This window comes from Paraburkholderia caffeinitolerans (assembly GCF_902859945.1).
In the GTDB taxonomy this organism is placed as follows: domain Bacteria; phylum Pseudomonadota; class Gammaproteobacteria; order Burkholderiales; family Burkholderiaceae; genus Paraburkholderia; species Paraburkholderia caffeinitolerans.
This window is the reverse complement of the sequence record NZ_CADIKL010000004.1, coordinates 100,949-114,488: the sequence shown is the minus strand read 5'-3', so window position 1 is coordinate 114,488 and position 13,540 is coordinate 100,949. Positions and strand designations below refer to the sequence as shown.

Here is a 13,540-nt window from a genome sequence, read left to right as displayed (position 1 = left end):
GCCGGGGCGCGGGGGCGCTTCGGCTTTTTTTTCGCGAGAGCGGCTCGGGTGGCTTCGTCAATGTGAGCGACGTGCTGGCGCGCCGGATCACGCGCACGCTGCTCGATTTTGGATTGCTGGAATCGCCTTCGCTACGAGGTGCGTTTTCTTTTGCGCTGCCGCTGAAGAGCCTGCGATTTCTGTTTCCACGGCTTTGGCCGGAAGTCGATCAAGGGTGAATCGGTTTTATAGCCTTTGCCGATTCGTGGGGAACCGGGCTTATCGACCCGCAATCGCCCGCCACGTCATCGCCATATGCGGCGCTGCGTACAGACATCGAATAAGTGATCGCGCAGTTTCCTCGCATTACCCTGTGAGGCATTCAAATGCGGAAATGCAGACTTTCGTGGCGCTCATTCCGTTCACAAAAGCGCGCCACGCTCGGCAAGCTGTCCGCCCTGGCCGCGCTCCCATGGCTGAACGCTCTGCACGTTCAAGCCGCTCACGCCGCCGCGCCGCGCATGGCGCTCGTGCTAGGCAACGCGGCTTATCCGCCCGCACCGCTCAATAATCCCAGCAACGACGCTCGCGCACTCGCAGCAGCGCTGCGCTCACTAGGCTTTGCCGTTGACATGCGCCTCGATAGTTCGCGTCAGCAGATGGACGACGCCATCGGCGCGTTCTGCGACAAGGCCGCATCGGCGCAGTCGACCGCGCTGTTCTATTTTGCGGGCCACGGCATACAGATCGATTGGCGCAATTACCTGCTGCCGGTAGACATGAAGTTGTCTCACGCAGACGACCTCGCGCGCCAGGCGGTCGATCTCGGCACGCTGCTCGACGGCCTCGGCAGGGCGCACAGTTCGACCAACATCGTGATCCTCGATGCCTGCCGCGACAATCCATTCGGCTCGGCCGGCAAGACCGGCGCGGGCTTGAGCCAGATGGACGCGCCGCCGCGCACGCTGCTCGCCTATGCGACTGCGCCCGGCAACGTCGCATCGGACGGCGATGGCATGAACGGCCTCTATACCGAGAATCTGCTGAAAGAAATTGGCCGCCCCGACACGCGAATCGAGGACGTGTTCAAGCGCGTCCGGCTATCGGTTCGCCAGCGCTCGCAGGGCCGGCAGATACCGTGGGAAAGCACATCGCTCGAAGACGATTTTTACTTCGTCCCGCCCGTCGACATGCATACGCCAACGCAGAGCGAACTGGACGCGCAATTCGCAAAGGATCGCGACGATTGGAACGAGGCGCAACAGCAGGGCACGGCACAGGCGATCTTCGCTTACCTGAAGGCGCACCCGAACGGTCACTACAGCGAAATCGCACAGGCGGCGCTCGACCGCGTGCTCGCCGAGCGAGGCGAGGAGCGCGTGCGTATTCAGACATCGCCCGCGAATCCGTACAGCCATGGCAGCTACGACGCGGGCGTGATGCGCGTCGGCGACCGCTATACGTATAGGGTGATGAATCGACTCAATGGTCACGAGCGCGCAGTCACACAGACCGTCACGCGCATCTCCGACGGCATGGTCGAATTCAACAACGGTGCTTTCATGACCGATCAGCTCGGCAATCTGCTACGCAGCATCGAGGGCGCGCGCTACGACGACAATCAGGTATTTCCGCGCGACTATGCGGTGGGCAAGGAATGGGGGACGCGCTTCGGAGTCGTTCAGCCGAACGGCACGCACGACGCAGTCAGCTTCGACTGCAAGATCGTGAGCCGGGACGCGATCGATGTGCCCGCCGGACGCTATGACGCCTTTCACGTGGAAGTGACCGGCTGGAGGTTGTACCACCCGGCGCAGCGGATGCGTCGATACTGGATGGCTCCGGACAAGGTGCCGCGCTTCATCGCGATCGAGACAATCGACCGTGCGCACAACGGCAAAGTCACCAGGGACGAGCGGCGAGAACTGCTGTCGTTCGTACCGGGGTAGAGCGATATTTTTGGATTGTGTACGCGAGCACGCCGGGTACTGCTCAAGGCTGATCAGAGGTGCCGCAACGATCTCGGTGGCCGGGGCAATCTCTCACTGGAGGGGCTGGCGCGATTCAGACGCTACGCGGATGCCCTGTCCACTCCGGGGATTGGCCGGCATGTTTCCTGACCACAGGGCCCGCTCTGAGTCTCCGACGTAGCCAACGGAACCGAGTTTTTGGCTGACTTTTTTGCTACGCGACCTAAGCTGATAAGACTGAGCGAGGGTCGAATCCATGCATCTCAGACGCGCCGTGAACTGCGTGCTTCTGCTCGCCGTGATGCTGGCCGCGGGTTGCCAAGGGAGCGGCAACGGGAACAGCAACGGCACGGCATTGGTGGCGCCGGCCGGGTTGACCGAACGCGATGTTGCCGTGGTCTATGCGCAAGGCACTGAAATCATTCCTAATACGCTCAGTAGTAGCGGCGGCGGCCCCATCACACAGTGCAGCGTGTCGCCGCCTCTGCCCGCGGGGCTATCGCTCGATCCTCAGACCTGCGCGATCAGCGGCACGCCAAACGGCGTCTCTCCTGACACCATTTATACGATCAACGCCGGCAATGCGGCGGGTAGCGAGTCCGTCCGGGTCGAGATCGAGGTCAAGCCCGAGGCGGTCGCCCCGGAAAGCCTGAGCTACTTGAACACCTCTGTGATCTATACGACCAACGCACCGATCATTGCCAACACACCGATTGCCACTGGCGGAGAAATCACCCTGTACAGCATCTCGCCGGGCTTGCCTGCTGGGCTTCTGTTCAATCCGCAAACCGGCGTCATTTCCGGCACTCCCCTGACAGTTAGCCCCTCGGCCGTCTACACGGTAACCGGCAGCAACAGCGTCGATTCCGTCGAGATTCAGCTCACGATCGAGGTACACGCTGTGACTCAGCCACCGTTGAGTCTCGGTTATTCGGATCCGGCTCCCGTCGAAGTTGTGGACCAGCCGATCTCATACGACGAGCCGCTGTCCACTGGCGATGAAATCACCGTCTTCTCCGTGTCGCCCGCGCTACCTGACGGAATGAGCCTGAATACGCAGACGGGCGAGATCAGCGGTACGCCAACCAAGGCGCAGCCACCGACGACCTATACGGTTACCGGCAGCAACAGCGCGGGCAGCGTGACGACGCAGATCGTCATCGGCGTCGACGCCCCGGCAACCGGAGAGTGGACACCGGCTGACTCAATGAATCAGGCACGGTTCCGGCACACGGCCACACTGTTGCCCAACGGCCAGGTTCTCGTCGCTGGCGGAGTGAGAAAGCAGGTCACTGCCTCCGCCGAACTGTACGATCCGGTTGCCAACACCTGGACATCGACGGGCAGCCTGGGTCAGGCGCGGCAATCCCACTCGGCCACGCTGCTCTCCAATGGCCGCGTGCTCGTGGCGGGGGGATTCAAAACGGGCGCGGGCAGTGAGCAGTCGTCGGCGGAGTTGTACGACCCGGCCTCGGCTAGCTGGTCGTCCACCGGCAGCATGAGCGATGCGCGTGATTCACACACGGCCACGCTGTTGCCCAACGGCCTCGTGCTCGTGGCGGGCGGCGAGGGCAAGTCGGGAGCGCTGTCGTCGGCCGAACTGTACAACCCGGCGACGGGAAACTGGTCGCCAACAGGCGCCATGACGCAAGCGCGTTTTTCCCATACTGCCACGCTGCTGAACAACGGCCTCGTCCTCGTCGTGGGCGGGACGGGCGATTCGGGCATCCTCGCTTCGGCGGAACTCTACAACCCAGCAACGGGCACCTGGTCACCCACGGCTAGCCTGAGTCAGGTGCGCACCGATTTCGCCGCCGTGTTGCTGCCCGACGGCACGGTGCTGGCCATAGCCGGAACGGACGGGAACATCGAGCTGTCGTCAGCCGAACGGTACAACCCCGCTACGGGGACCTGGACGCAGACCGGCAGCCTGATCCATGCACGCGACTTCCTCACGGCCACCTTGCTGCCAAACGGCCGGGTGCTGGCCGCTGGCGGGCTGGCAGCCGGGACCGATCTCTATGCGGCCGAGCTTTACGATCCCACCACGGGCACCTGGACGCAGACAGCCAGCATGAGCCTGGCGCGCGAGCAGCATACGGCCACGCTGCTAACTGACGGCAGCGTGCTCATAGCCGGGGGAGTCGGTCGCGGAATATTCGCTCATGCCGAGCTGTTTCACTGATACGGCGTCCCGGGCGTTCCGGTAACGATTGCCGCTAGACAGTTCGCCCAAAAAACAAAAAAGCCGAAGCCCCCGCGCTTCGGCTTTTCAATTCCCCACGCAGCCGCCGGCCGCGTGGAAACGGGCCAGCTACAGCCCGAACGCCGGCAGGCGTCCATCCGGCCCGTACAACATCGACGTGCCGTTGCCGGTTTCTCCCCGCAAAATCGCGAGCGCCCGGCGGTTATGTTCCATGCGAGTGCGAACCATCATGCCGATCGTGAGGTTCTGTCGGCGCGCGCGTTCGGTCGAGCCCTTGAGCAGCGCCCACTGGCCCGCGAGCCGCGAGTCGCCGTCGCAGGCCATCTCGATGCCCTTGCGTCCAGCCGGCAGACCGAGCCCCGCGAGTTGTGCGTCACGCGCCTTTTCGAGCCCCGCCATGCGCTGCGTGAGCGTCGTCTTCTTTTCGACGATCTGCGGCAGCACATCGATGCCGTCCGCCGTCGTGAGCGCCTTCTCCTCGAAGGCGAGCAGCGAGGCGAACGCCTCAACTGCGGCGTGTTCGTCGATCAATGTGGCGAGAAGCGCGTCTTTCATCGGGGACCACCTGAAAATGCGGGTTGCTGGACGGCCAGACTCCCGCGCGGTTAGCCGCCCGAGGCCGGCTTGAGCAGGCCGCGCGCGGTTTCGATAATGCCGTCGGCGATCTTGCCGGCGTCGATTTGCAGCGTGCCATTCTTGATGGCGTCCTTGATCGACTGGACCTGGCCCATGTCGATGTCGGCGGCGCCGCTTGCCGCGAGCGAACGCAGCGAAGAGGACAGCGACGAAAGACTCACGTTGGTGTCTCCGCTCGTACCCGATGCAATGGCGCTCGATGCGGCGCCGGACGCCGTGCCGCCCGCGCCCAGCGCGCTCGCGGATTCGCCTTGCTGCGTGCGCGCCGGGCCATCCTGGAGCGAACGCGCGTCATTGCGGTTGGAGTTGTCGATTTTCACGATTGGGCTTCCTGATCCGTATGGCCTTGATAACGGCAAGGCTTCGCGCGAACTTTAGCGCGAAAGTCCTGCCGTTACATGCTGTTACGTGTCCTTGCCCACATTGCCGCCGCCCCGCCTTTTCTTCGGATCGAGAATCGAGCCCTAAATTTGCACCTGCACCGTTGCCGCGTCTTTCACGACACCGCTGATGATCTGCCCGCCGGCCGTGCGCACGCGCACCATCTGGCCGGGCGCGGCGTTGTTGAGCACGCTGCCTTCAGCGGAAATCGTGAAATTCGAGCCCACCGCGACCACCTTGACCGTCTGGCCGATCACCACCGATGAAGCACTGCGCAGCATGTCGGTGCGCAGCGGCAAGCCCGCCGTGATGCGCGCGAGCGCGACCGCGCCGTTGGCTTGCGTCGGATCCGTGATGATGGTTTGCGGCAGGCTCGCGAGGTCGCCTTCGCGCGGCATGAAGTCGGCGCTGGAGAGCATCTGGCCCGCGTCGATCTGGCGCGCGGCCACGTAATAGGTGATGTCGACGGCCACGCGTCCCACCACATAGAGCGTCCACGGTTTCGCGCCGACGCAGCGCACGCCCACGGTCGTGCGGCCCCACGTGCGCGCGCCTGGCGGCATGAAGGGCTCGAGCGCGGCGCAGGCGGCGAGGCCGCGCGGGAACACCGGCCCGACGCTCACGCTCACCTTGCCCGGCAAGCCCGCGGCCTGCTGCTGGAGGTACGCGACCACGGTGGCGCGGATGCGTTCGCCGTCTTCCTGGCCCGGCGGCAGTTGCGCGGTCTGGGCGTATGCCATGGCGCTCGCGGCGGGCGCGGAATTGGCGGCGGTCACGGCCGGCGCACGCGTTACCGGCACGGTGGAAAGTCTTGCGGCGGCAGCCGGCGCGGCCGTCTCGACGACGACCGGAGCGACTGCGCTAGACGGCCTGACGACATTCACGCGCTGCAATCCGCCCGTGCCTGCGTTGCCGTTCATGGCGGCAGTCGGGTACGCCGATGCGCTCGCAGACGCGCTTGCAGACACACTCGCCGCTGGCACGCGCATCGGCTGCACGGCGCGCGCGAGAGCGGGGCGCAGCGCGGGCGGCGTGGCTGCGGCGGAGGTGCCCGGTGTGCCCGGCGCGGGAATCGTGACGATCTCGGGTGCTGCGGCATCGCCCGCGCGGCCGCGTTCGCCCGGCCCCGGAATCGCGATCATGCCCGGCTGGTTTTGCGCTTGCGCGAAATCCTGCTGCTGATCCTGTCGCGGGCTTTGCGCGAGCACGGCCGCGTTCTGAGCGTAAGCATTAGCGCTCGCGTTGGCGTTTGCCGCAGCCCCTCTCGAGCCCGCGCCGCCGCCCTGCGCGAGCATCGCGCTCATCCGCGCGGCGTCCGAGCCTGCGCGGTCGCCGGGGCCCGCAATATAGATCTGCTGTCCTGCCGCTTCGGCTTCGCTTTGTGCGTGCGCGCCGCCGCTCACGGCCAGCGCCGCAACCACCACAGCGAACGCACGCGAGACCGAACGGCGCTGCGCGCGGCTCGCCGCAGCCTCGCGGCGCGCGCGAAAGAGGGCTGTGTGCGGCATCGTCGTTCTCCATTCATTGCATTGACACGCCTCGCATTCTAGGCGGCGGCCCTCGCGTGCTTGCGTCGAATAGAGGGGGCCTTTACCGGCTATTCGTCCGATTGGTTCTTGTCAGGCGCGCCTAACATTCGTCTCCATGCGCAAAAGTCTGTGCGCTTCGCCACGTTGCTGGATGCGCGATGCATGCGCTCATGCAGCCCCTCAATTCGAGTCACGGAGAACGCCCGATGCTGGACAAACTCGACGCCGAATTCGCCTTTGGCCGCGAAGCGCTCGATGTGCGAGCGACGCGCCAGGCGCTGCTGTCCTCGAACATCGCGAACGCCGACACGCCGGGCTACCGGGCGCGCGACGTCGACTTCTCGGCCTCGCTTGCGGGCGCGCTCAAGCAAGCGGGTGCGGCTACGCCGGGTGTAGCCACCTCGGGTGGAGCGGGCGGCGCAAGCGGCAACTTCCAGCCGCTCGCGCTGACGCAGCCCGCGGGCGTGACGAGCGGCATGTCGATGGCCGCGACCGAGGCGGGCCACATGGCCGGCAACGCGAAGCTGATCCCGACCGGCGGCCAGGCCGACACCTACTCGAGCCCGGTGATGTACCGCAACCCGACGCAGCCCGCGCTCGACGGCAACACGGTTGATCTCGACACCGAGCGCGTGCAGTTCGCCGATAACGCGCTGCATTTCGAGTCGGGCATGACGGTGCTTTCACAACAGATCAAGACGATGCTCTCGGCGATCCAGTCGGGTTCGAACTGAATGAACTGAAGGACAACGAAACCATGCCATCCCTGATGAACATTTTCAGCGTTGCGGGCTCCGCCATGTCGGCGCAATCGCAGCGTCTGAACGTGACGGCGTCCAATCTCGCCAACGCCGACAGCACGACCGGCCCCGACGGCCAGCCCTACAAGGCCAAGCAGGTCGTGTTCGCGGTCGACCCGCTCGGCGGCGCGCGCACCGCGTCGGGCCAGCAGGTGGGCGGCGTGAAGGTGACCGGCGTGATCGACGACCCGACGCCCATGAAGCAGAGCTACGAGCCCGACAACCCCGCAGCGGACGCCAACGGCTACGTCTCGATGCCGAACGTGGACCCGGTGCAGGAGATGGTGAACATGATTTCGGCCTCGCGCTCGTATCAGGCCAACATCGAGACGCTGAACACCGCGAAGACGCTGATGCTCAAGACCCTGACCATCGGCACCTGAGCCGAGACCTGAGCTGGCACCTGAGCCGAGACCTGAGCAGAAATCCGGGCCCAGGGCACACCGAACCACACCGAAACATCGAGCGGAGACCACGTTGACCTCCAGCAACACCACCATCGGCGGCAGCACCGCCACCGTGTCGCAGCAACTGCTCGACACCATGAATCCCACGGCGGCTGCGTCGGGCGCATCCTCGACCAGCGGCACGGGCAGCACGAGCGGCACCGACTTGCAGAACACCTTCCTGCAATTGCTCGTCACGCAGTTGCAGAACCAGGATCCGACCAATCCGATGGACAGCTCGCAGATGACCTCGCAGCTTGCCCAGATCAACACGGTCACGGGCATCCAGCAGCTCAACACGTCGCTCTCGTCGCTGTCGACGCAGCTTTCGGCGGGGCAGAACGCACAGGCCGCGCTGCTGATCGGCTCGACCGTGCTCGCGCCCGGCAACAGCATGACGGTGACGAGCGGCGCGGCGCCGCAACTGGGTGTGACGCTGCCCTCGGCGGCCTCGGACGTGAAGCTCACGATCACCAACTCGGCGGGCCAGGTCGTCAACACGCTCGATCTCGGCGCGCAGTCGGCGGGCACCGTGCCCATCACCTGGAACGGTACCGATGCGGCGGGCAACGCGGTGGCCGACGGCAACTACACCGTGAGCGCGAGCGCGATCGTCAACGGCCAGGCCGCCACCGCCACGGCGCTCGTCGCGAGCAAGGTGCAGGGCGTGATCCAGCAATCGGACGGCGGCGCGGGCCTCTCGCTCGCCAACGGCAAGACGGTTTCGCTCTCGGGCGTGGCCGGCATTCTCTGAACCAGACAAGACATAAGCGGAGTCGATACTCATGGGCTACCAGCAAGGATTGAGCGGCCTCGCCGCAGCGTCGAACGACCTCGACGTCATCGGCAACAACATCGCCAACGCGAACACGGTGGGCTTCAAGCAGAGCACCGCGCAGTTCGCCGATGTCTACGCGAACACCGTCGCCACGGCGGTCAACACGCAGATCGGCCTGGGCGCGGCGCTTTCGCAAGTGCAGCAGAACTTCTCGCAAGGCACGATCACCACGACTGGCCAGGCGCTCGACGTCGCCATCAACGGCAACGGCTTCTACCAGATGTCGAACAACGGCACGGTTACGTACTCGCGCAACGGCGTGTTCCAGCTCAACAAGGACGGCTATATCACCGATGCCTCGGGCCTTCAGTTGATGGGCTATGGCGCGGGCACGAACGGCGTGGTGAACTCGGCGCAGACGGTGCCGCTCCAGGTGCCGACGACCAATATCTCGCCGGTCACGACGACCAGCATCACGGCGCAGCTGAACCTCAACGCGCAGTCCACTACGCCCGCCGGGACGCCGTTCGACGCTGCCAACTCGAACACCTACAACTACTCGACGTCGATCACGGCCTACGACTCGCTGGGCGGCACGCAGCAGATCAACATGTATTTCGTGAAGGGCGGCCTCGACGCGAGCGGCAACCAGCAGTGGAGCGTCTACTCGGGCGCGGCGGGCGCGGTGCCGTCCACGGCCGTGGGCACGATGACGTTCGACAACGCCGGCAAGCTCCTGAGCACGGCTGATTCGACGGGCGCGCCCACCACGCTCGGCGAGATTCCCATCACGATCAACCCGACCGACGGCTCGAAGACCAACCAGGCGATCACGCTGAACTTCGCGGGCACGACGCAGTACGGCAGCGCCAACGGCGTGAACAACCTCGCGCAGGACGGCTATGCGAGCGGCACGCTGTCGAACTTCACGATCGGCTCGGACGGCACCATCACCGGCAACTACTCGAACGGCCAGACCAAGACGCTCGGCCAGGTCGTGCTTGCCAACTTCAACAATCCGAACGGGCTGTTGAACCTCGGCGGCAACCAGTTCCAGCAAACGGCCGCCTCGGGCGTGCCGCAGGTCTCCACGCCCGGCAGCACCAACCACGGCACGCTTACGGGCGGCGCGGTGGAGTCGTCGAACGTCGACCTCACGAACCAGCTGGTCGACCTGATCACGGCGCAGCGCAACTACCAGGCGAACGCGCAGACCATCAAGACGCAGCAGACCGTCGACCAGACGCTGCTGCAGATGTAAGCACACGCTCTCCTGATAAGACGACACCGGGCACATCATGGACCGACTGATCTACACCGCGATGACGGGCGCCAGCCAGGCGCTCGAGCAGCAGGCCGTAGTCGCGAACAACCTCGCGAACGTTTCGACCACGGGCTTTCGCGCGCAGCTCGCGAATTTCCGCTCCGTGCCGATGTCGTTCGGCGACGGTTCGAGCGTGAACAACACGACCACGCGCACCTTCGTGCTGTCGGCCACGCCCGGCGCGGACATGACGCCCGGCGCGATCTCGCGCACCGGCAACCCGCTCGACATCGCCATCCAGGGCTCGGGCTTCATCTCCGTGCTGACCCCGGACGGCAACGAGGCCTACACGCGCGCGGGCAATCTGCACGTGGACGAGAACGGCCAGCTCGTGACCGCCGCGAATTACCAGGTGATCGGCGGCGGCGGCCCGATCGCGGTGCCGCCGGGCTCGGCGGTCACGATCGGCCAGGACGGCACAGTTTCGGCGATTGCGCCGGGTAGCCCCGCGAGCGCCATCGCCATGATCGATCAGATCAAGTTCGTGAACCCGCCCGCGGGCTCGCTCACGCGGGGCGACGATGGCCTGTTTCGCACCGGCGACGGCAACCCCGCCGACGCCGACCCGAGCGTGCAGATTGCAACCGAGTCGCTCGAAGGCAGCAACGTGAGTCCGGTCGCGGCGATGGTCTCGATGATCGACAACGCGCGCCAGTTTCAAATGCAGACCAAGCTGCTGCAAACCGCCGACCAGAACGAACAGAGCGCTAACCAGCTGCTCAACTTCAGCTAAGCCCAAGCCTTAAGCCCAAAGCCTTAAGCCTTCCCGGAGAAAGACACCGTGAACCGATCGCTCTATATCGCCGCCACCGGCATGAATGCGCAGCAGGCGCAAATGGACGTGATCTCCAACAATCTCGCGAACGTGAGCACCAATGGCTTCAAGGGCTCGCGCGCGGTGTTCGAGGACCTCATGTACCAGACGTTGCGCCAGCCGGGCGCGAACTCCACGCAGACCACCGAGCTGCCCTCGGGCAGCCAGGTGGGCACGGGCGTGCAGCAGGTCGCCACCGAGCGCCTCTACACCCAGGGCAACCTGCAGCAGACCGGCAACTCGAAAGACGTGGCCATCAACGGCGCGGGCTTTCTCCAGGTGCAGATGCCCGACGGCACCACGGCCTACACGCGCGACGGCTCGTTTCAGACCAACTCGCAGGGCCAGCTCGTGACGTCGAGCGGCTATCCGGTGCTGCCCACCATCACGGTGCCCGCCAACGCCACCTCGCTCACCATCGGCAGCGACGGCGTGGTGACGGTCACCACGCCCGGCTCGGCGAACAACACCACGGTCGGCTCGCTGCAACTGGCCATGTTCATCAATCCGGCCGGCTTGCAGAGCAACGGCCAGAACCTGCTCTCGGAAACCGCCTCGTCGGGCGCGCCCACGGTGACCACGCCGGGCCTCAACGGCTCGGGTACGCTCAACCAGGGCTACGTGGAAGCCTCGAACGTGAACGTGGTGCAAGAGCTCGTGAACATGATCGAGACGCAGCGCGCCTACGAGATCAACAGCAAGGCGGTCACGACCTCCGACCAGATGCTGCAGACGCTGAGCCAGATGCAGGTTTGAGCATGAGCCCGTCCGTACGAAACCCCGCTCGCCAGCACGCCGCGCACACGCGTGCGCGAGCGAGCCTGCACACCACCGTGGCGGCCATCGCGCTCGCCACGCTGGCGGGCTGCGCCTATATCCCGAACCGGCAGCCGATCACCCAGCAGCCGATGACGGCCGTGCCGCCTTCGCCGCCGGTCAACAGCTCGCCGGGGTCGATCTACAACCCCGGCTACGTAGGACGGCCGCTCTTCGAGGATCAGCGCCCGCGCAATATCGGCGACATTCTCACCATCGTCATTTCCGAAAACATCAACGCGACCAAATCCTCGGGCGCGAACACCAAGCGCGGCGGCAGCACGGGCCTGGCCGCGCCGGTCGCCGGCTTTGCGCCGGGCTTCTTCACGCGCATGAATCTCACGGCTTCAGGCACGAACCAGTTCGACGCCACGGGCGGCGCGAACGCATCGAACACCTTCACGGGCGTGATCACCGTGACCGTGACGAACGTGCTGCCCAACGGCAACCTCGTGGTCTCGGGCGAAAAGCAGATGCTGATCAACCAGGGCAACGAATTCGTACGCTTCTCCGGCGTGGTGAACCCGAACACCGTGGCCGGCGACAACTCCGTGCTCTCGACCGATGTGGCCGACGCGAGGATCGAATACTCCGCGAAAGGCGTGATCGACGAAGCCGAGACCATGGGCTGGCTGCAACGCTTTTTCCTGAATCTCGCGCCATGGTAAAGATCCGTTTCCGCCACACGCGCCGCTCGCGCGTGAAGGACCTGCTCACCGCACTGGGCTTCGTGGTCGGCCTCATCTTCGCGTGCGGCGCGTTGCTGGCCTACGCCGTGCCCGCGCATGCCGAGCGCGTGAAAGACCTCGTGTCGATCTCCGGCGTGCGCGACAACCCGCTGATCGGCTATGGCCTCGTGGTCGGTCTCGACGGCACCGGCGACCAGACCACCCAGGCGCCGTTCACGACCCAGACGCTCGCGAACATGCTCGCGAACCTGGGCATCTCGATCAACAACACGTCGAGCGCGACGGGCTCCTCGCAGACGCTCAACAACATGCAGTTGAAGAACGTCGCGGCCGTGATCGTGACCGCCACGCTGCCGCCGTTCGCGCGACCCGGCGAGCAGATCGACGTGACGGTGTCCTCCCTCGCCAACGCCAAGAGCATTCGCGGCGGCACGCTGCTGCTCACGCCGCTTAAGGGCGCCGATGGCCAGGTCTACGCCATCGCGCAGGGCAATGTGGCGGTGGGCGGCGCGGGCGCGTCGGCCAACGGCAGCAAGGTGCAGGTGAACCAGCTTGCGGCGGGCCGCATCTCGGGCGGCGCAACCGTGGAGCGCGCAGTGCCGTCGCCCGTCACGCAGGCGGGCGGCATCCTGCAGATGGAAGTCAACGACATGGATTACGACACGACCCAGCGCATCGTGGCGGCGATCAACAACATGTTCGGCCAGGGCGTCGCGGCGGCCGTGGACGGCCGCACGATCCAGGTGCACGGCCCGCTCAATCCCGCGGAGCAAGTGGGCTTCATCGCGCAAATCCAGAATCTCGACGTGCGTCCGGCGCAGCCGGCGGCGAAGGTGATTCTCAACGCGCGCACCGGCTCGATCGTGATGAACCAGATGGTCACGCTCGATAGCTGCGCGGTCGCGCACGGCAATCTCTCCGTGGTCGTGAACACGCAGACGGCGGTGAGCCAGCCCGGCGCGTTCTCGAACGGCACCACCGTGGCGGCGCGCCAGTCGCAGATCCAGTTGAAGCAGGACAACGGATCGCTCAAGCTCGTGACGGCGGGCGCCAATCTCGCGGAAGTCGTGAAGGCGCTCAACGCGCTGGGCGCGACGCCCGCGGACCTCATGTCGATCCTGCAGGCGATGAAGGCGGCAGGCGCGTTGCGCGCCGATCTTCAGATTATTTAG

14 protein-coding genes are annotated in these 13,540 nt (G+C 65.5%); 11 read left to right on the top strand and 3 right to left on the bottom strand.

All coding sequences use genetic code 11. From position 1 onward, the window contains the following. Window positions 1–62: 62 nt before the first annotated feature. From HV773_RS05165 to HV773_RS05155, 3 genes are all read left to right on the top strand, one after another. Window positions 63–218 (top strand): hypothetical protein, encoded by a 156-nt coding sequence (locus HV773_RS05165; protein ID WP_227875330.1) that lies wholly within the window; start codon window positions 63–65, stop codon window positions 216–218. A gap of 147 nt (window positions 219–365) precedes the next feature. After that, window positions 366–1,928, top strand: coding sequence for a caspase family protein (locus HV773_RS05160; protein WP_129563117.1), 1,563 nt, complete (start codon window positions 366–368; stop codon window positions 1,926–1,928). Between the two features lie 277 nt (window positions 1,929–2,205). Beyond that, entirely contained in the window at window positions 2,206–4,134 is a 1,929-nt protein-coding gene (locus tag HV773_RS05155; protein ID WP_129563116.1) for a putative Ig domain-containing protein, read from the top strand. A gap of 129 nt (window positions 4,135–4,263) precedes the next feature. On the opposite strand, the gene HV773_RS05150 is transcribed toward HV773_RS05155, so the two are convergent. The 3 genes from HV773_RS05150 to flgA form a co-directional block, all read right to left on the bottom strand. After that, entirely contained in the window at window positions 4,264–4,710 is a 447-nt protein-coding gene (locus HV773_RS05150; RefSeq protein ID WP_129563115.1) for a flagella synthesis protein FlgN, read from the bottom strand. A 50-nt stretch (window positions 4,711–4,760) separates the two neighbouring features. Then, complete coding sequence (gene flgM, locus HV773_RS05145) at window positions 4,761–5,111, bottom strand: flagellar biosynthesis anti-sigma factor FlgM (RefSeq protein ID WP_129563114.1); 351 nt, start codon at window positions 5,109–5,111, stop codon at window positions 4,761–4,763. Window positions 5,112–5,255: 144 nt separating this feature from the next. After that, window positions 5,256–6,680 (bottom strand): flagellar basal body P-ring formation chaperone FlgA, encoded by a 1,425-nt coding sequence (gene flgA / locus HV773_RS05140; protein WP_227875329.1) that lies wholly within the window; start codon window positions 6,678–6,680, stop codon window positions 5,256–5,258. A 227-nt stretch (window positions 6,681–6,907) separates the two neighbouring features. Here flgA and HV773_RS05135 point away from each other — a divergent pair, with 227 nt between their 5' ends. The 8 genes from HV773_RS05135 to HV773_RS05100 all read left to right on the top strand — a co-directional run bounded on the left by HV773_RS05135 (window position 6,908) and on the right by HV773_RS05100 (window position 13,540). Then, a complete protein-coding gene (locus HV773_RS05135) occupies window positions 6,908–7,435 on the top strand; it encodes a flagellar basal body protein (RefSeq protein WP_129563113.1) in 528 nt (175 codons plus the stop codon). Between the two features lie 23 nt (window positions 7,436–7,458). After that, on the top strand, window positions 7,459–7,884 hold the full coding sequence (gene flgC / locus HV773_RS05130; RefSeq protein ID WP_129563112.1) for a flagellar basal body rod protein FlgC: 426 nt from the start codon (window positions 7,459–7,461) through the stop codon (window positions 7,882–7,884). Between the two features lie 160 nt (window positions 7,885–8,044). After that, window positions 8,045–8,701, top strand: coding sequence for a flagellar hook assembly protein FlgD (locus HV773_RS05125; protein WP_129563416.1), 657 nt, complete (start codon window positions 8,045–8,047; stop codon window positions 8,699–8,701). Window positions 8,702–8,732: 31 nt separating this feature from the next. Next, entirely contained in the window at window positions 8,733–9,986 is a 1,254-nt protein-coding gene (gene flgE, locus HV773_RS05120; protein ID WP_129563111.1) for a flagellar hook protein FlgE, read from the top strand. 37 nt (window positions 9,987–10,023) lie between these two features. Next, window positions 10,024–10,782: a flagellar basal-body rod protein FlgF gene (gene flgF, locus HV773_RS05115; RefSeq protein ID WP_129563110.1), complete on the top strand. Its 759-nt coding sequence runs from the start codon at window positions 10,024–10,026 to the stop codon at window positions 10,780–10,782. Between the two features lie 48 nt (window positions 10,783–10,830). Beyond that, on the top strand, window positions 10,831–11,619 hold the full coding sequence (gene flgG, locus HV773_RS05110) for a flagellar basal-body rod protein FlgG (RefSeq protein WP_035532159.1): 789 nt from the start codon (window positions 10,831–10,833) through the stop codon (window positions 11,617–11,619). Window positions 11,620–11,621: 2 nt separating this feature from the next. Beyond that, complete coding sequence (locus tag HV773_RS05105) at window positions 11,622–12,347, top strand: flagellar basal body L-ring protein FlgH (RefSeq protein WP_129563109.1); 726 nt, start codon at window positions 11,622–11,624, stop codon at window positions 12,345–12,347. Further along, window positions 12,341–13,540, top strand: a complete 1,200-nt coding sequence (locus HV773_RS05100) for a flagellar basal body P-ring protein FlgI (RefSeq protein WP_129563108.1) — start codon at window positions 12,341–12,343, stop codon at window positions 13,538–13,540. Before HV773_RS05105 ends, HV773_RS05100 begins: the two co-directional genes overlap by 7 nt.